This is a genomic window from Microbacterium sp. ZW T5_45, from assembly GCF_044987415.1.
Classification (GTDB): domain Bacteria; phylum Actinomycetota; class Actinomycetes; order Actinomycetales; family Microbacteriaceae; genus Microbacterium.
Genome location: NZ_JBJDRJ010000006.1, coordinates 109373 through 135719 on the forward strand (window position 1 = coordinate 109373; position 26347 = coordinate 135719).

The window sequence follows — 26347 nt, forward strand, 5'->3', positions numbered from 1 at the left end:
CTCGCATGACCTCTTCAGCACCTGCCAGCGCCCACGACTCCGCGGTTCTCGAGAGCGTGGCGACCGGCATCCCGGCGGCGCTCAACGATCTCGGCGCGCTCGTGCGCATTCCCGGTATCGCATGGCCGGCGTTCGATCAGACGCAGCTGGAGCGCAGCGCGGATGCCGTCGCCGAACTCGCTCGCGACACCGGGGTGTTCGACGATGTGCGGGTGCTGCGCGCGGCGATCCCCGGAACGGAGGAGCACGGGCAGCCGGCGGTGCTCGCCACGCGCGCCGCCCGCAACGGAAAGCCGACGATTCTGCTCTACGCGCACCATGACGTGCAGCCTCAGGGCGATGACGCGCTCTGGGAGACGCCGCCGTTCGAACCGACCGTGCGGGACGGACGTCTCTACGGACGCGGGGCAGCGGACGACAAAGCGGGGATCATGGCGCACATCGCCTCCATCCGTGCTGTCGCGGATGTCATCGGTGACGACCTCGATCTCGGCATCGCGATGTTCATCGAGGGAGAAGAGGAGTACGGCTCCCGTTCCTTCGCGCAGTTCCTCGCCGACAACAAGGAGGCACTGCGCGCCGACGCGATCGTCGTCGCCGACTCCGGCAACTGGGACTCGGTCACTCCGGGACTCACGGTCTCGTTGCGGGGTAACGCCCGCTTCACGCTGCGCGTGCGCACGCTCGAGCACGCTTCGCACTCCGGCATGTTCGGGGGAGCGGTGCCCGATGCGATGATGGCGACCGTTCGCCTGCTGTCGACGCTGTGGAACGACGATGGGTCGGTCGCCGTCGAGGGACTCATCGCTCGGGACGCGGAGACCCCGGGGTACACCGAGGCCACCCTGCGCGACGAGGCCGGTCTGCTGCCCGGCACGTCCCCGATCGGCGACGGCAGCATCCTCAGCCGGATCTGGAACAAGCCCTCCGTGACGGTCATCGGCATCGATGCGACCAGTGTCGAAGCCGCATCCAACACCCTGCTTCCCGAGACCACGGTCGTCATCAGCGCCCGTGTCGCACCGGGCCAGCGCGCCGAGGACGCCTACGCGGCCCTCGAGTCGCACCTGCGCGCCCACGCACCTTTCGGTGCGGACCTCACCTTCTCGGACGTCGACCTCGGCAACGGCTTCCTCGTCGACACCAGCGGCTGGGCGGTGTCTCTCACCCGTGACGCGATGCGCGACGGCTACGGTGTCGCGCCGGTCGACCTGGGCGTCGGGGGCTCGATCCCGTTCATCGCCGATCTCGTCCGCGAGTTCCCGGAGGCCCAGATCCTCGTGACCGGCGTCGAGGACCCGCACTCGCGTGCGCACAGCCCGAACGAGTCACTGCATCTGGACACGTTCCGCCACGCCGTGGCGACAGAGGCTCTGCTCCTGTCGCGCATGAACGACCTCACGGCGTGATCCGGCCCTCCGTCGGAACCGGAGGGTAAAATCCAAGTACCCGCCGTGCGAGCGCGGCCCGTCCCAAGGAGCGACATGAGCGACACCATCCTCACCCCCGACACCACCCGTGCCCACGGCGTCAGCCTGACCAGCGCGGCGGCGACCAAGGTCAAGAACCTGCTCGAGCAGGAGGGTCGTGACGACCTTCGTCTGCGCGTCGCCGTCCAGCCTGGAGGTTGCTCGGGTCTGATCTACCAGCTGTACTTCGACGAGCGCTACCTCGAGGGTGACGAGACCGTCGATTTCGACGGAGTCGAGGTCATCATCGACAACATGAGCGTCCCCTATCTCGACGGGGCATCCATCGACTTCAAGGACACGATCTCCGAGCAGGGCTTCACGATCGACAACCCCAACGCGGCTGGCAGCTGCGCTTGCGGCGACAGCTTCCACTGAGCCGCAGACCCCCGGTCAACCTGCGTGGTTGGCATGAATCGGGTGTGAGGTTGCCCTAGACTTGGGTGTGCCCTGTCCGCAATCTGAAAGGTGCATCGTGCCCTCGAAACGCAGCCTTCGTTGGGTCGCTCTTCCTCTGGGAGTGGTGACGGCCGTGGCCCTGGCTGGATGTACCACCACCGAGCTGAACGGGTATCTCCCCGGCTTCGTGGAAGACGGACCAGCAGCCACGAACCAGACCGAGCGCGTCTCGTCGCTCTGGGTGAATTCGTGGATCGTTCTGCTGGCCGTCGGCATCATCACCTGGGGTCTCATGGCCTGGGCCGCGATCGCCTACCGTCGTCGCAAGGGCCAGACCGGCCTCCCGGTGCAGATGCGCTACAACATGCCGATCGAGATCTTCTATACGATCGTGCCGCTCATCCTCGTGGTCGGGATGTTCTTCTTCACCGCTCGTGATCAGGCCGAGATCGAGGCGAAGTGGGACGACCCCGACGTCGAGATCACCGCGATCGCAAAGCAGTGGGCGTGGGACTTCCAGTACGACGGCGAAGAAGAGGACAACTCCGACGCCGTCTGGACCATGGGCATCCAGGCCCAGCCCGATGCCGCAGGAAACATCGATCAGGACGCGCTCCCGACGCTCGTCCTCCCCGTCGACAAGAAGGTCACGATCGACCTTCAGTCGCGCGACGTCATCCACTCGTTCTGGATCATCGACTTCCTCTACAAGAAGGACATGTTCATCGGACGGGACAACTCCTGGTCGTTCATCCCCACACGTGAGGGTACGTATCAGGGCAAGTGCGCCGAGCTCTGCGGCGAGTACCACTCGATGATGCTCTTCAACGTCAAGGTCGTCTCGCAGTCCGAGTACGACGCCTACCTTGAGACGCTCAAGGAAGAAGGCAACACGGGCGACATCACCGACGCCTACGACCGTCTGTCGAACTATCCCGGGAAGACCGGGACGACCGGCACCGAGGAAGGAGAGGAGTAAGCCATGTCGACCACAGAAGCACCCCGCACCGACGAGGCCCCTCGCTCCCGTCCCACCACTCTGCCTCCGCGTCAGGCTGCTCTGCTGAGCTCCTCGCGCGTCGAGCAGAAGGGCAACATCGTCGTCAAGTGGATCACGTCCACCGACCACAAGACGATCGGATACATGTATCTGATCGCCTCGGTGATCTTCTTCCTCCTCGGCGGTGTGATGGCTCTCGTCATCCGTGCCGAGCTGTTCGCGCCGGGCATGCAGATCATCCCGACGAAGGAGCAGTACAACCAGCTGTTCACGATGCACGGCACGATCATGCTGCTGATGTTCGCGACGCCGCTGTTCGCCGGATTCGCCAACGCGATCCTGCCGCTGCAGATCGGCGCTCCCGACGTCGCGTTCCCGCGTCTGAACGCCTTCGCCTTCTGGCTGTTCCTCTTCGGATCGACGATCGCCGTCGCCGGCTTCCTCACCCCGCAGGGCGCGGCCTCGTTCGGATGGTTCGCGTACCAGCCGCTCGCGAGCGCGACGTTCTCACCGGGTGCGGGTGGAAACCTGTGGATGCTGGGACTCGGAATCTCCGGATTCGGCACGATCCTCGGTGCCGTGAACTTCATCACGACGATCATCACGATGCGTGCCCCGGGTATGACGATGTGGCGGATGCCGATCTTCAGCTGGAACACGCTGATCACGAGCCTCCTCATCCTCATGGCGTTCCCGGTTCTCGCAGCTGCCATCTTCGCCGCCGGCGCGGACCGTGTTCTGGGTGCTCACATCTACGACCCGGCCAACGGTGGAGTCCTGCTCTGGCAGCACCTGTTCTGGTTCTTCGGTCACCCCGAGGTCTACATCATCGCGCTGCCGTTCTTCGGCATCGTCTCCGAGATCTTCCCGGTGTTCAGTCGTAAGCCGATCTTCGGCTACAAGACCCTCGTCTACGCGACCATCGCGATCGCCGCGCTCTCCGTGGCTGTGTGGGCACACCACATGTACGTCACCGGCTCCGTGCTGCTGCCGTTCTTCGCGGTGATGACCATGCTCATCGCCGTGCCGACGGGTGTGAAGATCTTCAACTGGATCGGCACGCTCTGGCGAGGATCCGTGACGTTCGAGACCCCGATGGTGTTCGCACTCGGATTCCTCGTGTCGTTCGTCTTCGGCGGTCTGACCGGGGTCATCCTCGCAGCCCCGCCGCTCGACTTCGCGCTCTCCGACTCGTACTTCGTCGTCGCGCACTTCCACTACGTGGTGTTCGGAACCGTCGTCTTCGCGATGTTCGCCGGCTTCTACTTCTGGTGGCCGAAGTGGACCGGACGGATGCTCAACGAGCGACTCGGCTACATCCACTTCTGGATGCTGTTCATCGGCTTCCACATGACCTTCCTCATCCAGCACTGGCTGGGTGTCGACGGCATGCCCCGTCGGTACGCGGACTACTCGGCGTTCGACAACTGGACGTGGCAGAACCAGGTATCGACCATCGGTGCCATCATCCTGGGCGCCTCGATGCTGCCGTTCTTCTTGAACGTGTGGATCACGGCGCGCAAGGCCCCGAAGGTCACGGTCAACGACCCGTGGGGTTACGGTGGCTCGCTCGAGTGGGCGACATCGTGCCCGCCGCCGCGCCACAACTTCACGTCGATCCCGCGCATCCGCAGCGAGCGTCCCGCGTTCGACCTGAACCACCCGGAGGCATCCGACATCCCGGTTGCGGCCGGCGAGCGAGAGGTGCACTGAGCCATGCGCGACAACGTCATCCTCTGGTGGGTCCTGACCGCGTTCTTCGCCCTCATCGGCGTCGTCTACACGGGGTGGCACATCATCGCCACACCGGCGGACAATTTCGCCGAGCGCATCGAGTGGGTCGGTACGACGGCTCTCTTCTTCGCTGCGTTCATGGGAGCGATGGTGGCGTTCTACCTCGATCGCACCCACCACGCGCAGGGTGGGGAGCTTCCCGAGGACATCCTGACCAGCGACATCGACGACGGTGATCCCGAGCTCGGTGAGTTCAGCCCGTGGTCGTGGTGGCCGCTCGTGCTCGCAGGCTCCGCTGCGGTGTTCATCGTCGGCCTGGCCGTCGGACACTTCCTGTTGCCGATCGGCCTCGCGATCTTCGTCGTGGCGATCATCGGCTGGGTCTACGAGTACTACCGCGGTAACTTCGCCCGCTGACTCCCTGCTGACTGACGAAGGCCCCCGGATCATTCCGGGGGCCTTCGTCGTGCGCGTGTGAAGTGGCTGTTGTCGGCTTGTCTCGCCGTACACTTCGGGGGCCGACACGCCAACGTCAGGACGCTTTCGCGGAAAACACCCGTCAGCTGGCGTGTCGGCCCCCAAAGTGGAACGAGAACCGAGAACCGAGAACCGAGAACCGCCGGCAGGCTAAGCGAGGCGCATACGCGGGCGTGGTTGGCGCACGCAGACACTCAGGCGCGGCTGCGGATCCGAGGTATGCCCGTGGTCGGGTCCACCGGACGTCGATGGATGCCGTCGGCGTCCTGGATCGGATAGCCCTCACGAACCCAGTACTCGTAGCCGCCGATCATCTCGCGCACCTCGTAGCCGAGCTTCGCGAACTCGAGCGCACCCTTGGCGCCGGCGTTGCAACCAGGACTCCAGCAGTACACGACGACAGCGGCATCCGTCGGGATCTCCTCTGGCGCTCGACGGGCGATCTCGCTGTAGTGCATGTGCACGGCGCCGGCGACTCGCCCCTGCGCCCACGCCTCGTCGGAGCGGACGTCGATCAAGTAGACGTGCTCGCCGACTGTACGGGCGGCATGCACGTCGCTGGCGTCGGTCTCGTAGGCGAGCTTGGCGGAGTAGTAGTCGATGCGGTCGATCATGGGTTCAGCGTAGCTGTGCCTCAAGCGGCCTCGCCGCATGTACGCGGCCGTTCAGGCACGCTTTCCGGCCAGGTTGAGCGTACGCCTCTCACAGTGTGCGCAGCGGAGGAGATCTGCGGAGGGGAGGGGCGGATGCTCTTAGAGAACCTCCCGAGTGCAGATCACCTGCGCACGGCAGGCGCTCCTGCGCGAGGTCGTGTGTGTGCAGCTGTGGACGACCCTCGGCTCGGACAGGGGACCCGTCTCCGAGGGTCAGATGAGACCTGGCAAAGAAGAAGGGCCCTGCCGACATGCGGCAGGGCCCTGGGAGGAGGGGAAGGCTTACTCGCCGTCCTTCTCCGACTTCTTACGAGGCTTCTTCGTCGGCTCGGTGGCGATCACCGTGCTCGGCGTGTTCGGCGTCTCGTCGACGTGAGTCTCCTCAGCCGGCTCCAGCGGAGCATCCGGGAATCCGGCGCGCTCATGAGCGCCCTGGATCTCGGCCGCCTCCGCCTCATCGGCGTGAGCGGTGACGTGGTGCTGGTGAGCATCCGCCTCTTCGATCTCGGCCTGCGTGAGCGGCGACAGGCGATCTTCGAAGAACCACCGGGAGAGCGACGAGCGAAGGTTCTGCGTCCACGGGATGCGGCCCTTGTCGTTCGGACGCACGACAAGGGGCTCGTAGCCGTCGACGTCGATGAGCTTCCAACGGTCGTACGTGTCGACCGGCTGGTGCACCTCGATGAACTCGCCACCGGGAAGGCGGACGATGCGCCCCGACTCGTAGCCGTGCAGAACGATCTCGCGGTCCTTCTTCTGCAGAGCGATCGCGATGCGCTTCGCGACGAAGTAGCCGAGGATCGGACCCAGGAAGAGCAGCGCCTGCAGAGTGTGGATCACTCCCTCCATCGTGAGCATGAAGTGCGTCGCGATGAGGTCGGACGATGCTGCGGCCCAGAGGACGGCGTAGAAGATCACACCGGCCACACCGATTCCGGTGCGGGTCGCTGCGTTGCGGGGGCGCTGAGCGATGTGGTGCTCGCGCTTGTCGCCCGTGATCCACGCCTCGATGAAGGGGTAGATCGCGACGAGCACGATGAACAGCCCGAGGACGATCACCGGCAACAGGATGCCGAACGACCAGGTGTGGTTCAGGAACACGACATCGAGGTTCGACGGTGCGAGTCGGAGAGCGCCGTCGGCGAACCCGATGTACCAGTCGGGCTGCGTACCCGCCGAGACGGGGGAGGGGTCGTACGGACCGTAGTTCCAGATCGGGTTGATCTGGAAGAACGTCGCGATCAGGACGATCGTGCCGAAGACGATGAACAGGTAACCGCCCATCTTGGACATGTACACCGGCATCATCGGGTAGCCCACGACGTTCTCGTTCGTGCGGCCGGGGCCGGCGAACTGCGTGTGCTTGTTGACGATCATCAGCATCAGGTGCACGACGATCAGACCGATGACGAGCAGCGGCAGCAACAGGATGTGCAGCGTGTAGAGGCGCCCGACGATCGCGGTACCGGGGAACTCGCCGCCGAAGAGGAGGAACGAGATCCAGGTACCGACCAGCGGGAAGCCCTTGATCATGCCGTCGATGATGCGGAGACCGTTGCCCGAGAGCAGGTCGTCAGGCAGCGAGTAGCCGGTGAAGCCCTCGGCCATCGCGAGGATGAACAGGACGAAGCCGATCACCCAGTTGAGCTCGCGCGGCTTGCGGAAGGCGCCCGTGAAGAAGACGCGCAGCATGTGCACGCCGATGCCGGCGACGAAGACCAGCGCGGCCCAGTGATGGATCTGGCGGACCAGAAGACCACCGCGGAGGTCGAACGAGATGTGCAGCGAAGACTCGAGCGCTGCGGACATCTCGATGCCGCGCATCGGCGCATACGCACCGGTGTAGTGCGTCTCGACCATGGAGGCCTGGAAGAAGAACGTCAGGAAGGTTCCCGACAGGAACACGGCGACGAAGCTCCACAGAGCGATCTCGCCGAGCATGAAGGACCAGTGGTCGGGGAAGATCTTGCGACCGAGCTCCTTGACGAAACCCGAGATGCTCGTGCGCTCGTCAATGTAGTTCGACGCGGCACCGACGAAGCGACCACCGAGTGGTGCCTTGGTGTCCTTCTCGTCCTTGGACAGCGTTGCGGTGCTCAATGGCGCTCCCAGAAGCTCGGGCCGACGGGCTCGGTGAAGTCACTTCGTGCGACGAGGTAACCCTCGTCGTCGACGGTGATGGGCAGCTGAGGCAGCGGACGCGCGGCCGGGCCGAAGATGACCTTGGCGTGATCCGTGACGTCGAACTGCGACTGGTGGCAGGGGCAGAGGAGATGGTGCGTCTGCTGCTCGTACAGGGCGACAGGGCAGCCGACGTGCGTGCAGACCTTGGAGTATGCGACGATGCCGTCGTACGACCAGTCCTTGCGCTCCTCGGACTCGATGAGCTGCTCGGGGCGCAGGCGCATCATGAGGACGATGGCCTTGGCCTTCTCCTCGAGGTAGCCGTCATGGTGGCTCAGCTCTGCGAGCTCCTCGGGGATGACGTGGAAGGCCGAGCCCAGCGTGACCTCCGCGGCGCGGATGGGTGTTCCATCCGGATCCCGAACGAGACGCGAGCCCTTCTCCCACATCGTCTGCTTGAGCAGGACGACGGGGTCACCCGCGGTGGGGTCCTCCGGCGTGGAGTGCGGGGCGAGGCCCCGGAAGAGGGTCACACCCGGGATGATCGACGCGACGATCGCTGCGAACAGCGAGTTGCGGATCATCGTGCGTCGTCCGAAGCCGGACTCCTCGTTGGCGGCTTCGAATGCCTTGATGACGGCTGCACGCGTGGGCTCGGATCCACGCGTCGGGTGGCGGAACTCGATGTGCTCCTTGTCGCTCATCAGCGCCTTCGACCAGTGGATCGCTCCGATGCCGAGGGCGAGGAGCGCGAGTGCGATTCCCAGGCCGATGAAGAGGTTGTTCTGACGGATGTCGATGAGAGCGCCGCTCTCGATCGGGAACAGCATGTAGGCGGCGACCGCCCAGATGCTTCCGGCGAGCGACAGGTAGAACAGCGTGTAGACCGTGCGCGCGGCCGCCTTCTCCGCGCGCGGGTCCTTGTCGGTCATCCGCTCACGGTGCGGCGGCAACCCCGGGTTCTGTGCGGGGTCGCTGACTGCGACGCCCAGCCCTGGGGAGGGCTGGTAGGCCTCGAGGGCCTGCGAGTCGTCGTCGTGTGCCATGGTGCTCCTCGTACGTTCCTCTTCGATGTTCACTCGTCAGTTGGACTTCGCCGTGATCCACACGGTGACGGCGACGAGCGCGCCGATACCGAAGATCCAGACGAAGAGGCCCTCGGACACCGGTCCGAGCGAACCGAGCGAGAACCCGCCGATCTGCACGGACTCCTGCTGGTAGAGGAGAGCGGAGATGATGTCGCGCTTGTCCTCGTCCGACAGGTTCATGTCGCCGAAGACCGGCATGTTCTGGGGACCGGTGACCATGGCCGCATAGATGTGCAGCGCGCTGGTCTCGGTCAGTGCGGGAGCGTACTTGCCCTCGGTGAGCGCTCCACCGGCAGCGGCGACGTTGTGGCACATCGCGCAGTTGACGCGGAACAGTTCGGCGCCGTGAGCGACGTCGCCTTCGCCGTCGAGGATCTCGTCAGCGGGGAAGGTGGGCCCGGGGGCCTCCTCTTGCACGTAGGACGAGATCGCGAGGATCTGGTCCTCGGTGAACTGCGGTGTCTTCTGCGGAGCCTGCGGGCCCTGCATCTGCAGCGGCATGCGTCCGGTCGACATCTGGAACTCGACGGCCAGCTCGCCCACGCCGTAGAGGCTGGGGCCGTTCGCGGTGCCCTGCATGTCGAGACCGTGACAGGTTGCGCAGTTCGCCTGGAACAGCTTCTCGCCGTCTTCGACCGTGAGAGTCGTCGATGCGGTCTGGGTGTCGGCCGCGGCGAAGGCGGCGGACGTGCCGGCGTACACCGCGCCGGTGATCATGAGTCCTGCTCCGATGAGGGCGACCGCGGCCAGTGGGCTGCGGCGACCGTGGGAACGGCGCTTCTTCTCTCGTGCCATCTCGTAGATCAGCTCCGTTCTTACTTCAGGAAGTAGATGACGATGAACAGCACGATCCAGACGACGTCGACGAAGTGCCAGTAGTAGGACACCACGATCGAGGAGGTCGCCTCCTTGTGCCGGAAGTTCTTGACCGCGTAGGCGCGGCCGATGACGAGCAGGAACGCGACCAGACCACCGGTGACGTGCAGGGCGTGGAAGCCGGTCGTCAGGTAGAAGGCCGATGCGTAGGCGTCAGCACTGATCGGCATGCCTTCGGCAACGAGCGTCGCGTACTCCCACACCTGGCCGGAGACGAAGATCGCTCCGAGTGCGAAGGTGAGGAAGAACCACTCGACCATGCCCCAGCCGAACAGGCGGCGACGGCCGGCGCTGTTCTTCTGACCCTTCCCGATGCGGTAGGGCTGGAGGTCTTCTGCCGCGAACACGCCCATCTGGCAGGTGAACGAGGAGAACACGAGGATCGCGGTGTTGATGAACGCGAACGGAACGTTCAGCAGCTCGGTGCGATCGGCCCACAGATCCGGGGAGGTGCTGCGGAGGGTGAAGTAGATCGCGAAGAGTCCCGCGAAGAACATCACCTCGCTGCCGAGCCACACAATGGTGCCGACAGCTACCGGGTTGGGCCGCTTGATCGTTCTCGCCGCCGGGGCATACGTCGCTGAGGTCGTCACCCCTCCATTATGGCCGATCCGCGGGAGTGATTCTTGCACCGCAAGCCGTCGTTTCGCCCTCGGTCGACTAAGGGGACCCTAAGAAAACGCTGCGAATCGGCGGTGAATACGCGGGAAACCACGCGTGAGGGCACAGATGCGCCCGTCCTGGGATCGAGTGATCATTTTCTCAGCGCCGATAGGATCGCACACATGGCGGATTCCCTCACCTGGCCCGATGTGCTCACCACTCTGCTGGAGCGACGCGATCTCAGCGTCTGGGAGTCCACCTGGGCCATGCGTCAGATCATGCGCGGGGACGTGACCGAGGCGCAGCTCGCCGGATTCCTCGTCGCGCTGCGCGCGAAGGGCGAGACGATCGATGAGATCGTCGGTTTCCGCGATGCGATCCTCGAAGCGGCGGTGCCGCTCCCGGTCTCGCCCGATGTGCTCGACATCGTGGGCACGGGAGGCGACCGCGTGGGCACGGTCAACGTGTCGACGACTGCGGCCGTCATCATCGGCGCGGCCGGTATCCCGGTCGTCAAGCACGGCAACCGTGCCGCCAGTTCGGCATCCGGCTCCTCCGACGTCCTCGGGGCGCTGGGCCTGGAACTGACGCTGGACCCGGCGCACGTCGCATCCATCCTCGATCGCACCGGCATCACGTTCGCCTGGGCGGGGGCATTCCACCCAGGCTTCAAGCATGCGGGCGCCGTGCGGTCGCAGCTCGGGGTGCCGACGGTCTTCAACATGCTCGGTCCGCTCTGCAACCCCGCACGTGCCGAGGCCAACGCGGTCGGGGTCGCTCAGATCGAGCGCGTGCCCCTCATCACCGGGGTGTTCCGTACCCGCGGCGCGACTGCGCTGGTGTTCCGCGGTGACGACGGCCTCGACGAGCTCACCACGACAGGGCACAGTCGCATCTGGGAGGTCACCCGCGGAGACATCCACGAGCACGACCTGGATCCGCGCGACCTCGGCATCCCGATCGCCGACCTCTCCGACCTGATCGGCGGCTCGCCCGAGCACAACGCCGACGTCCTGCGTCGCACGCTCGCCGGCGAGCGGGGACCGGTGCGCGACATCGTGCTGCTGAACGCGGCCGCGGGCATCGTCGCCTTCGAACTCTCGCAGGATGCGGCGCAGGTACAGCGCCCGATCCTGGAACGGCTTCGTGAGGGCTTCTCGAAGGCCGAGGCCGCTGTCGACGACGGTCGTGCGGAGGCGAAGCTCGAGGAGTGGATCGGCGTCAGCCGGGAGCTGGCTTCGGCCTGAGGAGCATCGTGGATCCCGTCGCCGCTCTGCTGGAGATCGCCGAGCTCCTGGAGCGAGAGCGGGCGTCGAGATATCGGGCGAAGGCTTTTCGTAAGGCGGCCGCGGTCTTCGAGAACCTGTCGGAGGACGTGCGGACTGATCCGGTGCGTCTGCGAGCCGCGGAGGGCATCGGCGAATCCACCTTCGCCGTGATCCGCGAGGCGCAGTCGGGGTCCGACCCGAAGTACCTCGTCGAGCTCCGTGGCGACGTCGAAGCGCAGATCTCCTCGCTCCTTCGGCCGAAGCTGCGCGGCGACCTGCACGCGCACACGGAATGGTCGGACGGAACGACTGCGATCGCCGTGATGGCGGAGGCCGCTCGCGCGCAGGGACATGAGTACCAGGCGATCACCGATCATTCGCCTCGGCTGCGCGTCGCGCGTGGGCTGTCTGCAGAGCGCTTGCGCGAGCAGATCCCGCTCGTCAGGGCGGAGTCGCGCGACGGCTTGCGGATGCTGGCCGGTATCGAGGTCGACATCCTCGACGACGGCGCCCTCGACCAGGAGGACGAGCTTCTCGCCGAGCTCGACATCGTCGTCGCGTCGGTCCATTCGCAGTTGAGGATGGAGTCGCGTGCGATGACGGCGCGCATGATCGCGGCGGTGTCGAACCCGCGGGTGAACGTGCTCGGGCACTGCACCGGGCGTCTGGTTCAGGGGGAGCGCGGAACGCGGCCGCCGTCGAGCTTCGATGCGGCGGCGGTGTTCGCGGCGTGCGCGGAGCACGGCGTGGCAGTGGAGATCAATTCGCGTCCGGAGCGGCAGGACCCACCGGGCGACCTGATCGCGATCGCCCTGGACGCGGGATGCCTGTTCTCGATCGACTCGGATGCTCACGCCCCCGGCCAGCTGTCGCTGCTGGATCACGGGGCGCAGCGGGCCGAGGGCGCCGGCGTTCCGGCATCGCGCATCGTCACGACGTGGGGACTCGAGCGGCTGCTCGCCTGGGCGGAGTGAATGCGGGAGGAGACCCGCCGTCTCTGTCGCCGCTGGACCCTCTCTGCTGATGCCGGCCGAGAGTTCCTGTCATGCAGGCCGCGCGCTGCCGCTATGACGCGGTCGCGGCGACTGCCGTGAGCGCGCGGATCATTGAGGTGCCGAGGTTCCATTTCTCCGCGAGCGAGGCCGCGGCATCCTGCTCGGACGGGTCGAGCGCACGCAGCGAGAGCGCCGGCGGGGTGATGTCGAGATCGCGCGCGACCTCGACGACCGTGGGCGCGACGTCGAGGTAGCTCGATGCTGCGAGGATCTTCGCCCTGACTCCGGCGCTCATCCCCTCGCCGGCGTCGGCTGCGGCGCGGATGCCCGCGAGATCGCCGTGCGCCTGCAGCAATGTGGCTGCGGTCTTCTCGCCGACTCCGGCGACTCCGGGCAGACCGTCTGAGGCGTCGCCGCGCATGGTCGCGAAATCGGCGTACTGCGAGGGGAGCACTCCGTACTTGGACACCACGACGGTGTCGGTGACGATCTCGAGATTGCTCATGCCGCGCGCCGTATAGATGACGCGCACGTCGCGTGCGTCATCGACGAGTTGGAACAGGTCGCGGTCGCCGGTGACGATGTCGACGGGGATGGTGGACTTCGTCGCGAGGGTGCCGATCACATCGTCGGCCTCATGCTCGGCGACGCCGATGATCGGGATGCCCAGCACATCGAGGGTCTGACGGATGAGCGGGATCTGCGCCTCGAGCGGGTCGGGGACCTCTTCGACATCGGGACCCGTCGCGACGACCTCGACGACGCGGTGGGACTTGTAGCTCGGGATCAGATCGACGCGCCACTGCGGACGCCAGTCGTCGTCCCAACATGCGACGACGTGCGTGGGTTCGTAGAGGGTGATGAGCTTGGCGATGATGTCGAGCAGACCTCGCGCCGCGTTGATCGGGGATCCGTCAGGCGCGGTCACCTTGTCCGGCACGCCGTAGAACGCGCGGAAGTACAGAGAGGCGGTATCGAGCAGCATCAGACGTTCAGTCACGGTCGACAGTCTCGCATGAGACGGGGACACCCCACGAGGGTCGGCATCCGCTCAGCAGCCCGGGGCGCCGGGGCTCTCTGCGCACGTCCGTGCGACGAGCGCGGTGTGCGCTTCGAAGATGCGGATCTCCTGCGGATCGCTGGGGATCGACAGCTGGCCGCTCAGTGGGAACCAGCCGCCTCCGATATCGACCTCGGCGGTGTACCGGATGCTCAGCGTCGCGGTGTATGTTCCCCGTTCTGTGTAGATGTGGCTGGTCGGCGTGGATGTGAACTGCGCCTGCCCGAGGTCCTGCCAGCTCGCACCGGCGGATGAGAAGGACGCGGAGGTGCCGTCGCCGAAGCTGTAGTCGTAGGCGACCGGCGTGAAGCGTACGGACACGGGCATGCCGAAGATCGTGCCCGTGGATGTCTGCACGGAAGCCGCCGCGACGAAGTTCGTCGCCATCCCTGCGATGCCGGCGTTCCCGGGCTCGGCTGCGAGAGGTACGGCGACCGGGGCGAAGCTCGCGACGTCTGTGAGGGTGATCTCCGGGATCGGAGGAGGATCGGGTGCCGTCGGATCCTCGGGATCCTCATCGTCGATGCGATCGCGGAAGCACTTCGTGTACGAATCCCAGGACGTCAGACATTCGTCGAAGTCCTGCACGGTTCGGATGCGCGTCGTCGTGGTGTCGGACGGGGGATCGACGGAGGGGGCGTCGGTGTCGTGGACGGTATTGGTGTGGTGGTTGTCGTCCGTGGTCTGGGTGCCAGTGATGTCCACGGAGGTGTCGTCATTGCAAACATTCATGATGATTGCTGCGTCGGAACATCCCGCGGCCAAGGTTGGCCCTGTCAAAGAGGCAACCAGGATGGACACAGTGATGGCAGAAGTCAGCATTTCAAATCCTCGGACGTCCGGTAATCAGAGATCAGCATTCGTCCCGGTGTTCCAGTGATGGTGACGATCAGACCGTATGTGTCCTTCCGTTCTGGAGGAGTTACGTCCTCATCGTTAGAGTTGATCGCTCGCGCCTGCGAGATGTCGAGACAAACCCGAGCCTCGATCGATGGAACCTGTGAGTCGACATCAGACGAGAGGCCCGTGAAGCTCAATATCCTGGTGTCGCCTTCGATTCGAATGCCTTGTGCTTCCAGATCGCGGGTCGTTGAGAGTTCAGACTCAAGAACTCCGCCCGCAAGATACTCGTGAGGGTCAGCGGTCGGGTCCCCGCTTCGAAAGAGATTGAGAGCCTCGTTGTACGCCCGGTACACCTCTTCCGCCGCGGCGAACGCCTCCTCCTCACTCGCGAAGGCGGAGGTCGGGGTGGGCGAGGGGGAAGGTTCCGCGCCCACGGAGCATCCGGACACCGCTACCAGCGTCGCGACGGCGAGTACGGTGGTCGCGAGCGCGCGTGTTGCGTGCTGTTGCGGAGTCATCCGAGAACGCTAGCCGAGCAGGTACTCTCGCGGGAGAGTTATCCACAGGCTTCGACACCGCCGGACCGCTTCGGAACCCGCACCACAGCCGCGGAGATGTCTGGTAGCCTGAACTGTCACTCGTGGCACGCATACGTGTGCCCTCGTGGCGAGAATCAATCCAACTGCTGCAGGGTGCGGATCGGGCGCGCGCGTCCGGTGCCTCGCAGCCCGAGTCTCCATTCAACAAGGACAACCCACTACATGACTACCGCAACGACCGCCCCGGCCACCAAGCAGGTCGCCATCAACGACATCGGATCTGCTGAGGACTTCCTGGCCGCGGTCGAGAAGACCCTGAAGTTCTTCAACGACGGCGACATCATCGAGGGCACGATCGTCAAGATCGACCGCGACGAGGTCCTGCTCGACGTCGGCTACAAGACCGAGGGCGTCATCCCCTCGCGCGAGCTCTCCATCAAGCACGACGTCGACCCCAACGAGGTCGTCAAGGTCGGCGACGAGGTCGAGGCTCTCGTTCTCCAGAAGGAGGACAAGGAAGGCCGCCTGATCCTCTCCAAGAAGCGTGCGCAGTACGAGCGCGCCTGGGGAGACGTCGAGAAGATCAAGGAGAACGACGGCGTCGTCACCGGCACCGTCATCGAGGTCGTCAAGGGTGGCCTCATCGTCGACATCGGCCTCCGTGGCTTCCTCCCGGCCTCGCTCATCGAGCTGCGTCGCGTCCGCGACCTCACGCCGTACCTCGGCCAGGAGATCGAGGCCAAGATCCTCGAGCTCGACAAGAACCGCAACAACGTCGTCCTGAGCCGCCGTGCGCTGCTCGAGCAGACGCAGTCGGAGTCGCGCACCACGTTCCTCAACAACCTGCACAAGGGTCAGGTCCGCAAGGGCGTCGTGTCGTCGATCGTGAACTTCGGTGCGTTCGTCGACCTCGGCGGCGTCGACGGTCTCGTCCACGTCTCCGAGCTGTCCTGGAAGCACATCGAGCACGCCTCCGAGGTCGTCGAGGTGGGCCAGGAGGTCACCGTCGAGATCCTCGAGGTCGACCTCGACCGCGAGCGCGTCTCCCTGTCGCTGAAGGCGACGCAGGAGGACCCGTGGCAGGTCTTCGCCCGTACCCACGCGATCGGTCAGGTCACGCCGGGTAAGGTCACCAAGCTCGTCCCGTTCGGCGCGTTCGTGCGCGTCGCAGACGGCATCGAGGGCCTCGTACACATCTCCGAGCTCTCCAGCAAGCACGTCGAGCTGGCTGAGCAGGTCGTGTCGGTCGGCGAAGAGGTCTTCGTCAAGGTCATCGACATCGACCTCGAGCGTCGTCGCATCTCGCTGTCGCTGAAGCAGGCCAACGAGTCGGTCGACCCCAACGGCACCGAGTTCGACCCGGCCCTCTACGGCATGCTCGCCGAGTACGACGAGAACGGCGAGTACAAGTACCCGGAGGGCTTCGACGCCGAGACCGGTGCGTGGAAGGAAGGCTTCGACGCTCAGCGCGAGGCTTGGGAGCAGGAGTACGCCGCGGCTCAGTCGCGCTGGGAGGCGCACAAGGCTCAGGTCCTCAAGGCGGCCGAGGCCGAGGCAGAGGCCGGCGCCGACTTCGGCGGCCAGTCCTTCTCCAGCGACTCCGCCGGCGCGGGCACGCTCGCTGACGACGAGGCTCTCGCGGCTCTGCGCGAGAAGCTCTCGGGCGGCAACGCGTAAGCATATCGCTCAGGAACGGGCCGTCACCTCTCGAGGTGGCGGCCCGTTCCGCATCTCCGGTCGACGCGCCGATGCCGCATCCTCCCGTCGTGAAAGGATGGATGACATGGCACTCATCGCGCTCACCGGGGGCATCGCCTCGGGAAAATCGACCATCGCCGCGCGTCTTGCAGAGCTCGGCGCGATCGTCGTCGACGCGGACCGGATCGTGAGAGACGTGCAGGCGCCGGGATCTCCTGTCCTCGCGCGCATCGAGGAGGAGTTCGGCAGCGATGTGATCGACTCCGACGGTGCGCTCGACCGTGCCGCTCTCGGCGCGAAGGTGTTCGGAGACCCGGAGCGTCTCGGGATGCTCAACGGCATCGTGCATCCCGCCGTGCGCGCCGAGTCCCAGCGGCGCTTCGAGGCGGCGCTGGCCGATGATCCTTCGGCTGTCGTGGTCTACGACGTGCCTCTCCTGGTGGAGGCCCGCGTCGACGATCCCTGGGACCTCATCGTCGTCGCGCACGCGCCGGCAGCCGTCCGTCTCCGCCGTCTCATCGAGCTGCGCGGTATGGACGGGACCACGGCGCAGGCGCGGATCGACGCTCAGGTGTCGGATGACGCACGTCTCGCGGTCGCGGACGTGGTCATCGACACGGCGGGAACTCTCGAGCACACTCTCGCGCAGGTCGATCAACTGTGGACGAGGATCGCCGCGCGGTGAGGCGTTCCGGCGCGGGGCGACGCCCGCTGCGCGCCCTCTGACAGCATCGATGCATGCACCACCGCTTCCTCGAGGCCTACGACGCCCAGCTGCGCACCACACCCGAGACGGTGCACGCATCATCCGTGTCCGTCCAGGGTCCGCTGCATCTGGCGGTGTTCGGCGGCACTCAGGGCTTCGTCACCTACGCCGACCTCGGTGGGGCGGATGCCGACGCGATCGGCGACCTGGTGGACGAAGCGGTGGCACACTTCCAGCGGATGCCCGCGGTCACCTCTGTCGAATGGAAGACCAGGGCACATGACGTCGCCCCGGGACTGCATGATGCGCTCATCGCCCGCGGGTTCATCCCGGAGGACGCCGAATCGATCATGATCGGCGAGGCGGAGCTCCTCGCGCAGCACGTCGACGTTCCGGACGGCGTCGATATCCGGCGGGCGACGACAGAGGACGAGGTGATCTCCGCCGGTCGAATGCAGGGGCGGATCTTCGACGACGCCGAGTGGAGACGGCGTGTCGACGAGGTCATCGAACGCATGCACGCCGACGAGTCGGTCGAGTTCTGGATCGCCGTCGCGGATGGTGCGGTGGTGAGTGCCGGCCGCCTGGAGCCGGTCGCCGGCACCGAGTTCGCGGGACTGTGGGGCGGAGCCACGGATCCGGCCTGGCGGGGGCGGGGGATCTACCGCGCGCTCACGGCGCAGCGGGCGAATGCGGCGATCCGGCGTGGAGTCCGCTATCTCCAGTCGGACTCGACGGAGTTCTCACGTCCGATCCTGGAGCGGTCAGGGCTGATCCGGGTGTCGAGCACGACCCCCTACGTGTGGGCACCCGCCTGAGCGGCAGCGCGGCGGCGTGAGCGCCGGCGCCGCAGGACGATCACCGCGACGACGAGCCCGACAAGGAGGACGGCCGCCAGTACGGGGACCACGATGGCGGCGACGGCGAGCACAGCCGATGCGCCGTCCTCGACCGTGCTCAACACGGGCGCGGCGAGTCCGCCCGTCGTCGCGTTCGCGGCGACGCGGGCGGTCGCCTTCGTGACGTGCACCACCAGGGCCACGCCTACGCCGATCACCACGGGCACCCAGGTGTTCATGGAGAAGAAAGTCGCGGGGTCGTCGACGGCGAGCGTCTGTGCGCTCGCCCCCGCTCCGAACGCGATGCCGCCGGAAGCCGGCCGGAGGATGCTCTGCACGATGTCGTTGAGCGAGTCGAGGGCGGGGATCTTGTCGGCCACGATCTCGAGCACGAGCAGGACTCCGACGATCCACAGCGCGAGATCGCTGGAAAGCCAGGACCATCCGCTCGGTAGCTGCACGGCGGGCAGGAAGCGGTCGGCGAGTCCCAGCAGGAAGAGCGGCATCCACGCGTTGAGGCCGGCGGACGCGGCGAGACTCGTGCCGATGATGAACTCGATCACGCCCCCAGATTAGGCGGCATCCGACCCCGACGCGATGTGACGCGCGAACCCGGCGAGCCGAGTGTCCGTGGCCACGCCTACGCTGGAATCATGCAACCCACACGCAGCGTCCGTCCCTTCGAGGTCGTCAGCGAATACGAGCCCGCCGGAGACCAGCCCAAGGCGATCGCCGAGCTCGCCGCCCGCATCAACGCGGGAGAGACGGACATCGTGCTGCTGGGCGCCACCGGTACCGGCAAGTCGGCCACGACGGCCTGGCTCGTCGAACAGGTGCAGCGGCCGACCCTCGTGCTCGCCCACAACAAGACCCTGGCCGCGCAGCTGGCGAACGAGTTCCGCGAGCTCATGCCGAACAACGCGGTCGAGTACTTCGTCTCGTACTACGACTACTACCAGCCCGAGGCCTACGTGCCGCAGACCGATACCTTCATCGAGAAGGACTCTTCGATCAACGCCGAGGTCGAGAGGTTGCGGCACTCCACGACGAACTCGCTGCTCAGCCGACGGGATGTCATCGTCGTGTCCACGGTGTCGTGCATCTACGGTCTCGGTGCTCCGGAGGAGTACCTGCGGGCGATGGTCGCCCTGCAGGTGGGGGAGCGCTACGACCGCGACGCGCTCATCCGTCAGTTCATAGCGATGCAGTACAACCGCAACGACGTCGACTTCTCGCGCGGGAACTTCCGGGTCCGCGGCGACACGATCGAGATCATCCCGGTGTACGAGGAGCATGCCATCCGGATCGAGCTGTTCGGCGACGAGATCGAGGCGCTGTACTCGCTGCACCCGCTCACGGGTGAGGTCATCGAGAAGCTCGACAGCGTGCCGATCTTCCCTGCATCGCACTATGTGGCGGGGACCGACGTGATCCAGCGTTCCATCGGGACCATCGAGACGGAGCTCGAGGAGCGGCTCGCCGAGTTCGAGCGGCAGGGAAAGCTGCTGGAGGCGCAGCGCTTGCGGATGCGCACGACCTTCGACCTCGAGATGCTGCAGCAGCTCGGATTCTGCTCCGGCATCGAGAACTATTCGCGCCACATGGACGGCCGGGAGGCGGGCGAGCCGCCCCACACCCTCCTCGACTTCTTCCCCGACGACTTCCTGCTCGTGATCGACGAGTCGCACGTCACCGTGCCGCAGATCGGCGCCATGTACGAGGGAGACGCCTCGCGCAAGCGTACGCTCGTCGACCACGGGTTCCGCCTTCCGAGCGCCATGGACAACCGACCGCTGCGATGGGACGAGTTCAAGAACCGCATCGGTCAGACCGTGTACCTCTCCGCGACGCCGGGCAAGTACGAGATGGGGATCGCCGACGGGGTGGTCGAGCAGATCATCCGTCCGACCGGTCTTGTCGACCCGCACATCATCGTCAAGCCGTCCAAGGGTCAGATCGATGATCTTCTCGAGGAGATCCGCGTTCGCGTCGGTCGCGACGAGCGCGTCCTGGTGACCACCCTCACGAAGAAGATGTCCGAGGAGCTCACGGACTTCCTCGGCGAGCACGGGGTGCGCGTCCGCTATCTGCATTCCGACGTCGATACGCTCCGCCGCGTCGAGCTGCTCAGCGAGCTGCGGGCCGGTGTCTACGACGTGCTGGTCGGCATCAACCTCCTGCGGGAAGGTCTCGACCTTCCTGAGGTCTCCTTGGTCGCGATCCTCGACGCCGACAAGGAGGGCTTCCTGCGCTCGGGGACATCGCTGATCCAGACGATCGGTCGAGCAGCGCGAAACGTCTCCGGCGAGGTGCACATGTACGCCGACAACATGACCGACTCGATGGCGAAGGCCATCGAGGAGACCGATCGTCGACGTGACAAGCAGATCGCCTACAACAAGGAGCACGGGATCGATCCGCAGCCGCTGCGCAAGCGGATCGCCGACATCACCGAGGTGCTTGCGCGAGAAGGGGCGGACACCGCCGACATGTTGTCAGGTCGCGGTCGAGCCACGGGCAAAGGCAAGTCGCCGACGCCGAACCTCCGTCGCACGGGTATCGCCGCCGAGGGGGCTCAGCAGCTCGAGGCGACGATCCAGGACCTGACGAACCAGATGCTCGCCGCCGCGTCCGAGCTGAAGTTCGAGCTGGCAGGACGACTCCGTGACGAGGTCCAGGATCTCAAGAAGGAACTCCGCGCCATGGAGCGCGCAGGACACGCGTGAGTCGATGATGGTGGCCGTGGACGGCGAACGGGATGAGCTCGCGGACCGGGTGCGAGCACTACTGGGCGTCGCCCCGGGCATCGAAGAGCGTCGGATGTTCGGCACCCGGGCGTTCCTCATCGACGGCCACATCCTCGTCGGCGCGCGCAGAGGCGGCGCGCTGCTCGTGCGGGTCGCCGAGGAGAACGGAGCGACGCTCGTGCTCAGACCCGGTGTCTCGCAGGCGCTGATGGGATCGAAGACGATGGGCCTCGGCTGGCTCGACGTCGACGCCTCGGCGCTGCGGGACGACGACGATCTCGTGTTCTGGCTGGATGTGGCTCGCGAGGACGCCGGAGGGGAGTCCTGACCTCTCGGCAGCCGAGCATCGGCGCCTGCCGGGACTCGCGCACCGTCGCCCGCTCGGCATCCGAGCATCCCGCCTGTGAGGCATCCGGGCATCGCGGACCGCTAGGCGAGCGAGCGCGCGCTCGACGGTACTCGTGCGTCCGAAAGTCGGATGCCTCAGGGGCAGTGCACGAGCGGCTTGGGGCCGGAGCGGTCGATCTCGTGCGCGGTCATGGGCGCGCCGCACAGAGGGCATGCGCGTTCGGCCCGCTCTGCGGGCGTCGGCGGCGGGGTCTTCTCATAGGGACCGACGGACGCCGGGCCCGCGAAGCGGATGAGATTCGTGTTGGCCCAGGCATAGAAGCCGCCCGCCTCGCGGATGCGGTCGCGGAGAGGTGCGCGTTCGGGGTTCTTCGCCATAGTCGTTAGTGTACTAACTATTAGTGCCTATGTATACTCGTGGCGTGACGGCATCCGACGACCTGCTCCGCCTCGAGAACCAGCTGTGCTTCGCGGTGGTGACCGCCGCGCGGAACGTCGTCGCCATCTACCGGCCGATCCTCGAGCCGCTGGGCCTCACGCACCCGCAGTATCTGGTGATGCTCGCCCTCTGGGAGCGTGCGCCGCGCACCCTCACCGATCTCGCGAGCGACCTCGCCATGGAACCTGCGACCGCGTCTCCGCTGGTCAAGCGTCTCGAGAGCGACGGACTCGTCATGCGCGAACGCAGCCCGCAGGACGAGCGGCGTCTGGAGATCACGCTCACCGCGGCGGGCACGGCTCTGCGGACCCGCGCGCTCGACGTTCCGCACCAGGTCATGCGGGCGGTCGGCATGGATCTGGATGAGGTGGCCCTGCTGCGCGACGGGCTGTCGGCATTCGCGGGACGGCGAGCGACGGAGTCTCCCGCCGCACCGTAGGGTGAGGGCATGCGCCGCTCTGGATCCGACTCCGCTCCGGGCGACGCATGAGCAGGACCGCCAGGCTCTGGCCGTTCATCGCTCTCGCGGGACTGGCCCTCGTCGCGATGCTCGCAGCCGGTCTGCAGGGGCGGCCCACACCGAGCGGCACCGGAGTCACTCCCGCACCCGCGCCGACGTTCACCGTCTCGCAGCCCCCGTCATCCGGTTTTCCTCTGGCGGATGACGTCGAGCCGAACCCGTTCTTCCAGGTGCTCGCGAATGTCGTCCTTCTGGGCTTGCTCGTGCTCCTGGCGGTCGCGGCGCTGGCCCTCCTGGCGGTCGCGATCCGCGCGCTCGCCCGGGCGTGGCGGACGCGCCCCCTGCGCCGGGCGGATGGCGACGGGGTCGGGGCCGTCCGTGAAGGAGGGTCCGCCATCGGGGCCGACGAGCACATCGACACCCGATCCGTGCAACGGGGGATCGCCGCGGCGCTGCACGACGTCGATGAGCGGCCCCGCCCAGCGGATGCGATCGTCGCAGCCTGGCTCGGTCTGGAGCAGAGCGCGGCCGACGCGGGCGCCGCGCGGGGAGCGAGCGAGACACCCGGTGAGTTCGCTCTGCGCATCATCACTCGGCGGGAGGGGCTGTCCGTCGACGCCCGAACCCTCCTCGGTCTCTACCAGCGTGTGCGCTTCGGCGATCACGATGCCGACGAGACGGATCGTGCCGCCGCGCGGAGCGCACTGCGGCGCATCGAGGAAGGGTGGCGATGAGCGTCGTCAAGGTGCTGACGGCGATCGGCTCGGCCGTCGTCGCGGCGATCGTCTTCACGGTGATCGGATTCGCCGTTCCCTATGTGATCGCCTTCGCGCTCGTCACCGGCGCGGTGGCGGTGCTCGCGGCCATCGTGATGCCGGACGATCCGCGAGCCGACGCGCCACTGATCCCGATCCCGACCGACATCCGGGCGAGTGAGATCTCCCGGCTGGCCTGGGCGTTGAACACCAAGACCGGCGCGGCGGGAACACGGGTCGCTCTGCGCGTCCGCGGCATCCTGCGACATCGCCTGGAACGTCTCGGCGTCGATCCTGACGATCCCCTCGACCGTGCGCGGCGCGACGACCTGATCGGTCCCGACCTGTGGCCGAGACTCGCAGGGTCCGAGCCCGACCTCGCGGACATCGTGAGCGCACTCGATGCGATCGATCGACTCTCACCCACGAAGCCCACGAAAACCACGAAGCCCACGAAGCCCACGAAGGAGACTCCATGACGAACACCACCGGCATCGCCGACACGGGCTCGCAGATCCTCGCAGCTGTGCGGACGGCCGTCGTCGGCATGGACGAGCCGCTCGAGATCGCGCTGGCGGCGATCCTGGCCGGAGGGCATGTCCTGTTCGAGGACGTACCCGGTCTGGGCAAGACCCTCGCCGCACGCAGCCTGGCGTCGGCGCTCGGGCTCTCCTTCCGCCGCCTGCAGTGCACCCCGGACATGCTCCCCGCCGACGTCACCGGGTCGTACGTCTACGCGCCGGACTCGGCGGAGTTCGAGTTCCGTCCCGGCCCGATCTTCACGGGTCTGCTGCTCGCAGACGAGATCAACCGGACGACGCCGAAGACGCAGTCGGCGATGCTCGAGGCGATGGCCGAGCGGCAGGTGACCGTCGAGGGGAACAGCTTCGCGTTGGACGCCCCGTTCCACGTCATCGCCACGGCCAACCCGATCGAGTACGAGGGGACTTACGCCCTACCTGAGGCGCAGCTCGACCGGTTCATGGTGCGATTGTCGGTCGGCTATCCGACTGAGGAGGGCGAAGCACGCATCCTGATGGATCGCATCGCCCGACAGCAGGAGGCGGCGCAGGTGCGAGCCGTGCTCGATCCGTCCCGACTCCTCGAGCTGCAGCGCGATGTCGAGGCCATCCACGTCGATCCTGACATCGCGCGCTACTGCGTCGACCTGACGAGGGCGACCCGGACCGCGGCGAATGTCGAGGTCGGCGCATCTCCGCGCGGTGCGCTCGCCCTGCTGCTGCTGGGACGGGCACTGGCCGCTCTCGGCGGTCGGGACTTCGTCACCCCTGACGACGTCAAGCGCATCGCGGTGCCGGTCCTCGCGCACCGGCTCACCCTGACGCCGCAGGCCTGGGCGCTCGGCGTCTCGGCCGTGGACGTGGTCCTCGGCGTCGTCGGCCGGGTGCCGGTGCCGCCCACCGTGGGGAGTCCGGGATGAGTCGTCGCGCGGTCCGCCCTGGGCCGGCGCTCGTCGTCGCCGCCGGAGCCACGATCGTGCTCGCCGGCGTGGGGATCGTCTCCTCGCGGCCCGACATCGTCGGGATGGCGCTGCCCGTCGTCATCTGGATCGCGATGGTGCACGGCCGTGCGAACGTCGACGCGGCCACCGCAGTGGAGGTGACGTCCCGCCCCGCATCGGTCGATGCGATCGAGACCGTCATCGATGTCGACAGCGCAGCGGATGCCGTCGAGCTGACGATCGTGCAGTCGCAGAGACGCACCCGCACGATCGTCGTGCCCGGCCGAAGAGGCCGAGTCGTCGCACGGAGCCGGATCCTGCATTCGGGGCCCATCACGGCCGTCCGGATCGCCGCGCGCGGCATCCTCGCGGAAGGCGCGCTTCTCGGACCCGCGACGCCCGTGCTCGAGGACGTCCGGCACATCGAGCCCGACCTGATCGCAATCGACGCGCTGCCGCTTCCGCGGAGTCTGACGGGCCTGCACGGCGCGCATCAGGGGCGACGGCCCGGCCATGGAGGGGACTTCCGAGACATCCATCCCTTCGCGCCCGGCGACGAACTGCGCCGCGTCGACTGGCGCGCGACCGCGCGCATGGCCAGGCGCCCCGGTGACCTGCTCGTGCGGCGCACGCAGACCGTGAGCGACGCCTCGGTGGTGATCGCGATCGACACCGCCGAGGACCTCGGAACCGTGGTCGCATCGTGGGGGAGCGGAGACGGAGAACGCAGCGGCGTCACCTCTCTGGATCGCGCACGACAGGCCGCACGGTCGATCGCATCCTCGGCGATCGGCGGCGGCGATCGCGTCGCACTGCATGTGCTCGTCCATGGCGGGCGATCCGTCCGCAGCGGGAGCGGCAGTCGGCACCTCGCGCGCCTGGAGGCGACGATCGCGGCGATCTCCCAGGCCGACGACGATGCGACGTTCCGGCGCACTCCACCCGTGCCACCGGGGTCGGTCGTCTACGTCGTGTCGACCTTCTTCCAGGGCGCGGCCGCCGATACCGCGCTCATGTGGCGTGGCGGCGGCCATCGCGTCGTCGCCGTCGACATCCTCCCAGAGCTCGATCGGTCCCGGCTCACGCCGGCGCAGCGGATCGCGCTCCGAGTGGTGATGGCCGAGAGGGAGAACGTCCTGAGCGACCTCAGGGGCGCGGGCATCGACGTCATGACCTGGTCCGATGCGGCATCCGGCGATCTCCGCGTCGCGGCGAGGACCCGACGATGACGCGCAACGACAGGATCGAGACGCCGGTCGCCGTCTCCGGAGTGATCATCCGGGCCGCACTCGTGGCCGCCGTCTGTCTCGGAGCGGCGGTCCTCGTCCCGGTGATCGGCTGGAGCATCGCGGCCGTCGTCTGCGGTCTGCTCGCTGCCGCGTATCCGGCGTCGCAGGCGGGATGGGGTGCAGTCGCATGCTTCGTGGTCGGGATGCTGATCGCCGGGCCCGACCTCGGCCGGAGTATGCTCGCCGTACTGCTCGTGCAGGTGATCCTCCAGCTCGGCGCGCTGGCTCTGGTCGTTCCGCTGCGAGCGCGCGTCGTGCTCGCAGCCCTTCGTCCTTCCGCGGTCAGGCTGGTCGTCGGACAGGCGATCGCACAGCCGGCGACGTTCCTCGTCGTGCAGGCCACGTCGGTCGCGGCGCCCGTCATGCCGTGGCTCGCACTCGTCGGAGGCGGTGCTGTGCTCGGCATGAGCATCCTCCTGCTGATCCTGCTGCGGGATGCCTCGAAGGCGCCCTCGGGGCGGTGAGGCCGACAGGCG

General features: G+C 66.8%; 28 protein-coding genes. 18 read left to right on the forward strand and 10 right to left on the reverse strand.

Annotated features, from left to right (window positions below):
• Positions 1 to 5: 5 nt before the first annotated feature.
• The 5 genes from ACI3KS_RS04640 to ACI3KS_RS04660 all read left to right on the forward strand — a co-directional run bounded on the left by ACI3KS_RS04640 (position 6) and on the right by ACI3KS_RS04660 (position 5019).
• The gene (locus tag ACI3KS_RS04640) at positions 6 to 1409 is read left to right on the forward strand and encodes a dipeptidase (RefSeq protein ID WP_404915690.1); all 1404 of its coding nucleotides are present in this window, start codon (positions 6 to 8) and stop codon (positions 1407 to 1409) included.
• Positions 1410 to 1484: 75 nt separating this feature from the next.
• Positions 1485 to 1847, forward strand: coding sequence for an iron-sulfur cluster insertion protein ErpA (gene erpA / locus ACI3KS_RS04645; RefSeq protein ID WP_404915692.1), 363 nt, complete (start codon positions 1485 to 1487; stop codon positions 1845 to 1847).
• 97 nt (positions 1848 to 1944) lie between these two features.
• Complete coding sequence (coxB, locus tag ACI3KS_RS04650) at positions 1945 to 2847, forward strand: cytochrome c oxidase subunit II (protein WP_404915694.1); 903 nt, start codon at positions 1945 to 1947, stop codon at positions 2845 to 2847.
• 3 nt (positions 2848 to 2850) lie between these two features.
• The gene (gene ctaD, locus ACI3KS_RS04655) at positions 2851 to 4581 is read left to right on the forward strand and encodes a cytochrome c oxidase subunit I (protein ID WP_404915696.1); all 1731 of its coding nucleotides are present in this window, start codon (positions 2851 to 2853) and stop codon (positions 4579 to 4581) included.
• A 3-nt stretch (positions 4582 to 4584) separates the two neighbouring features.
• On the forward strand, positions 4585 to 5019 hold the full coding sequence (locus ACI3KS_RS04660; RefSeq protein ID WP_404915698.1) for a cytochrome c oxidase subunit 4: 435 nt from the start codon (positions 4585 to 4587) through the stop codon (positions 5017 to 5019).
• A gap of 254 nt (positions 5020 to 5273) precedes the next feature.
• Here ACI3KS_RS04660 and ACI3KS_RS04665 read toward each other — a convergent pair whose 3' ends face one another.
• From ACI3KS_RS04665 to ACI3KS_RS04685, 5 genes are all read right to left on the reverse strand, one after another.
• Positions 5274 to 5693: a rhodanese-like domain-containing protein gene (locus ACI3KS_RS04665; protein ID WP_404915700.1), complete on the reverse strand. Its 420-nt coding sequence runs from the start codon at positions 5691 to 5693 to the stop codon at positions 5274 to 5276.
• 321 nt (positions 5694 to 6014) lie between these two features.
• On the reverse strand, positions 6015 to 7832 hold the full coding sequence (locus tag ACI3KS_RS04670; protein WP_404915702.1) for a cytochrome bc complex cytochrome b subunit: 1818 nt from the start codon (positions 7830 to 7832) through the stop codon (positions 6015 to 6017).
• Positions 7829 to 8902 (reverse strand): ubiquinol-cytochrome c reductase iron-sulfur subunit, encoded by a 1074-nt coding sequence (locus ACI3KS_RS04675; protein WP_404915704.1) that lies wholly within the window; start codon positions 8900 to 8902, stop codon positions 7829 to 7831. The genes ACI3KS_RS04670 and ACI3KS_RS04675 overlap by 4 nt, the downstream gene beginning before the upstream one ends.
• Positions 8903 to 8938: 36 nt before the next feature.
• The gene (locus ACI3KS_RS04680; RefSeq protein WP_404915706.1) at positions 8939 to 9739 is read right to left on the reverse strand and encodes a c-type cytochrome; all 801 of its coding nucleotides are present in this window, start codon (positions 9737 to 9739) and stop codon (positions 8939 to 8941) included.
• Positions 9740 to 9759: 20 nt separating this feature from the next.
• On the reverse strand, positions 9760 to 10317 hold the full coding sequence (locus ACI3KS_RS04685; RefSeq protein WP_404915771.1) for a heme-copper oxidase subunit III: 558 nt from the start codon (positions 10315 to 10317) through the stop codon (positions 9760 to 9762).
• Positions 10318 to 10605: 288 nt separating this feature from the next.
• Here ACI3KS_RS04685 and trpD point away from each other — a divergent pair, with 288 nt between their 5' ends.
• Together trpD and ACI3KS_RS04695 are read left to right on the forward strand one after the other, a co-directional pair.
• The gene (gene trpD, locus ACI3KS_RS04690) at positions 10606 to 11670 is read left to right on the forward strand and encodes an anthranilate phosphoribosyltransferase (protein ID WP_404915708.1); all 1065 of its coding nucleotides are present in this window, start codon (positions 10606 to 10608) and stop codon (positions 11668 to 11670) included.
• Positions 11671 to 11678: 8 nt separating this feature from the next.
• On the forward strand, positions 11679 to 12665 hold the full coding sequence (locus tag ACI3KS_RS04695) for a PHP domain-containing protein (protein ID WP_404915710.1): 987 nt from the start codon (positions 11679 to 11681) through the stop codon (positions 12663 to 12665).
• A gap of 91 nt (positions 12666 to 12756) precedes the next feature.
• Here the strand turns inward: ACI3KS_RS04695 and ACI3KS_RS04700 are convergent, their stop codons facing one another.
• The 3 genes from ACI3KS_RS04700 to ACI3KS_RS04710 form a co-directional block, all read right to left on the reverse strand.
• Positions 12757 to 13686, reverse strand: coding sequence for a 5'-3' exonuclease H3TH domain-containing protein (locus ACI3KS_RS04700; RefSeq protein WP_404915712.1), 930 nt, complete (start codon positions 13684 to 13686; stop codon positions 12757 to 12759).
• Between the two features lie 51 nt (positions 13687 to 13737).
• Positions 13738 to 14451 carry a hypothetical protein gene (locus tag ACI3KS_RS04705; RefSeq protein ID WP_404915714.1) on the reverse strand — a complete coding sequence of 238 codons (714 nt, stop codon included), beginning with the start codon at positions 14449 to 14451 and terminating at the stop codon, positions 13738 to 13740.
• A 110-nt stretch (positions 14452 to 14561) separates the two neighbouring features.
• Positions 14562 to 15107 (reverse strand): hypothetical protein, encoded by a 546-nt coding sequence (locus ACI3KS_RS04710; RefSeq protein WP_404915716.1) that lies wholly within the window; start codon positions 15105 to 15107, stop codon positions 14562 to 14564.
• 243 nt (positions 15108 to 15350) lie between these two features.
• Between ACI3KS_RS04710 and rpsA the strand changes: the two genes are divergently transcribed.
• The 3 genes from rpsA to ACI3KS_RS04725 all read left to right on the forward strand — a co-directional run bounded on the left by rpsA (position 15351) and on the right by ACI3KS_RS04725 (position 18350).
• Positions 15351 to 16805 (forward strand): 30S ribosomal protein S1, encoded by a 1455-nt coding sequence (gene rpsA, locus ACI3KS_RS04715; protein ID WP_404915718.1) that lies wholly within the window; start codon positions 15351 to 15353, stop codon positions 16803 to 16805.
• A 106-nt stretch (positions 16806 to 16911) separates the two neighbouring features.
• Complete coding sequence (gene coaE, locus ACI3KS_RS04720; protein ID WP_404915720.1) at positions 16912 to 17511, forward strand: dephospho-CoA kinase; 600 nt, start codon at positions 16912 to 16914, stop codon at positions 17509 to 17511.
• 53 nt (positions 17512 to 17564) lie between these two features.
• Complete coding sequence (locus ACI3KS_RS04725) at positions 17565 to 18350, forward strand: GNAT family N-acetyltransferase (protein WP_404915722.1); 786 nt, start codon at positions 17565 to 17567, stop codon at positions 18348 to 18350.
• Here the strand turns inward: ACI3KS_RS04725 and ACI3KS_RS04730 are convergent.
• Positions 18329 to 18934 carry a DUF4126 domain-containing protein gene (locus ACI3KS_RS04730; protein WP_404915724.1) on the reverse strand — a complete coding sequence of 202 codons (606 nt, stop codon included), beginning with the start codon at positions 18932 to 18934 and terminating at the stop codon, positions 18329 to 18331. The genes ACI3KS_RS04725 and ACI3KS_RS04730 overlap by 22 nt on opposite strands.
• A 90-nt stretch (positions 18935 to 19024) precedes the next feature.
• Between ACI3KS_RS04730 and uvrB the strand changes: the two genes are divergently transcribed.
• Both uvrB and ACI3KS_RS04740 read left to right on the forward strand, forming a co-directional pair.
• A complete protein-coding gene (gene uvrB, locus ACI3KS_RS04735; protein WP_404915726.1) occupies positions 19025 to 21097 on the forward strand; it encodes an excinuclease ABC subunit UvrB in 2073 nt (690 codons plus the stop codon).
• Between the two features lie 16 nt (positions 21098 to 21113).
• The gene (locus ACI3KS_RS04740; RefSeq protein ID WP_404915728.1) at positions 21114 to 21446 is read left to right on the forward strand and encodes a TfoX/Sxy family protein; all 333 of its coding nucleotides are present in this window, start codon (positions 21114 to 21116) and stop codon (positions 21444 to 21446) included.
• Between the two features lie 155 nt (positions 21447 to 21601).
• Here the strand turns inward: ACI3KS_RS04740 and ACI3KS_RS04745 are convergent, their stop codons facing one another.
• Positions 21602 to 21844 carry a hypothetical protein gene (locus ACI3KS_RS04745; protein ID WP_404915730.1) on the reverse strand — a complete coding sequence of 81 codons (243 nt, stop codon included), beginning with the start codon at positions 21842 to 21844 and terminating at the stop codon, positions 21602 to 21604.
• A gap of 44 nt (positions 21845 to 21888) precedes the next feature.
• Here ACI3KS_RS04745 and ACI3KS_RS04750 point away from each other — a divergent pair, with 44 nt between their 5' ends.
• The 6 genes from ACI3KS_RS04750 to ACI3KS_RS04775 are packed head-to-tail and all read left to right on the forward strand — an operon-like array spanning position 21889 to position 26335.
• A complete protein-coding gene (locus ACI3KS_RS04750) occupies positions 21889 to 22344 on the forward strand; it encodes a MarR family winged helix-turn-helix transcriptional regulator (protein ID WP_404915732.1) in 456 nt (151 codons plus the stop codon).
• A gap of 47 nt (positions 22345 to 22391) precedes the next feature.
• A complete protein-coding gene (locus tag ACI3KS_RS04755; protein WP_404915734.1) occupies positions 22392 to 23099 on the forward strand; it encodes a DUF4129 domain-containing protein in 708 nt (235 codons plus the stop codon).
• Positions 23096 to 23599 (forward strand): hypothetical protein, encoded by a 504-nt coding sequence (locus ACI3KS_RS04760; protein ID WP_404915736.1) that lies wholly within the window; start codon positions 23096 to 23098, stop codon positions 23597 to 23599. The genes ACI3KS_RS04755 and ACI3KS_RS04760 overlap by 4 nt, the downstream gene beginning before the upstream one ends.
• Positions 23596 to 24561 (forward strand): AAA family ATPase, encoded by a 966-nt coding sequence (locus ACI3KS_RS04765; protein ID WP_404915738.1) that lies wholly within the window; start codon positions 23596 to 23598, stop codon positions 24559 to 24561. The genes ACI3KS_RS04760 and ACI3KS_RS04765 overlap by 4 nt, the downstream gene beginning before the upstream one ends.
• Positions 24558 to 25811 carry a DUF58 domain-containing protein gene (locus ACI3KS_RS04770; protein ID WP_404915740.1) on the forward strand — a complete coding sequence of 418 codons (1254 nt, stop codon included), beginning with the start codon at positions 24558 to 24560 and terminating at the stop codon, positions 25809 to 25811. The genes ACI3KS_RS04765 and ACI3KS_RS04770 overlap by 4 nt, the downstream gene beginning before the upstream one ends.
• Positions 25808 to 26335: a hypothetical protein gene (locus tag ACI3KS_RS04775; protein ID WP_404915742.1), complete on the forward strand. Its 528-nt coding sequence runs from the start codon at positions 25808 to 25810 to the stop codon at positions 26333 to 26335. The genes ACI3KS_RS04770 and ACI3KS_RS04775 overlap by 4 nt, the downstream gene beginning before the upstream one ends.
• The last annotated feature ends 12 nt before the right edge of the window (positions 26336 to 26347 follow it).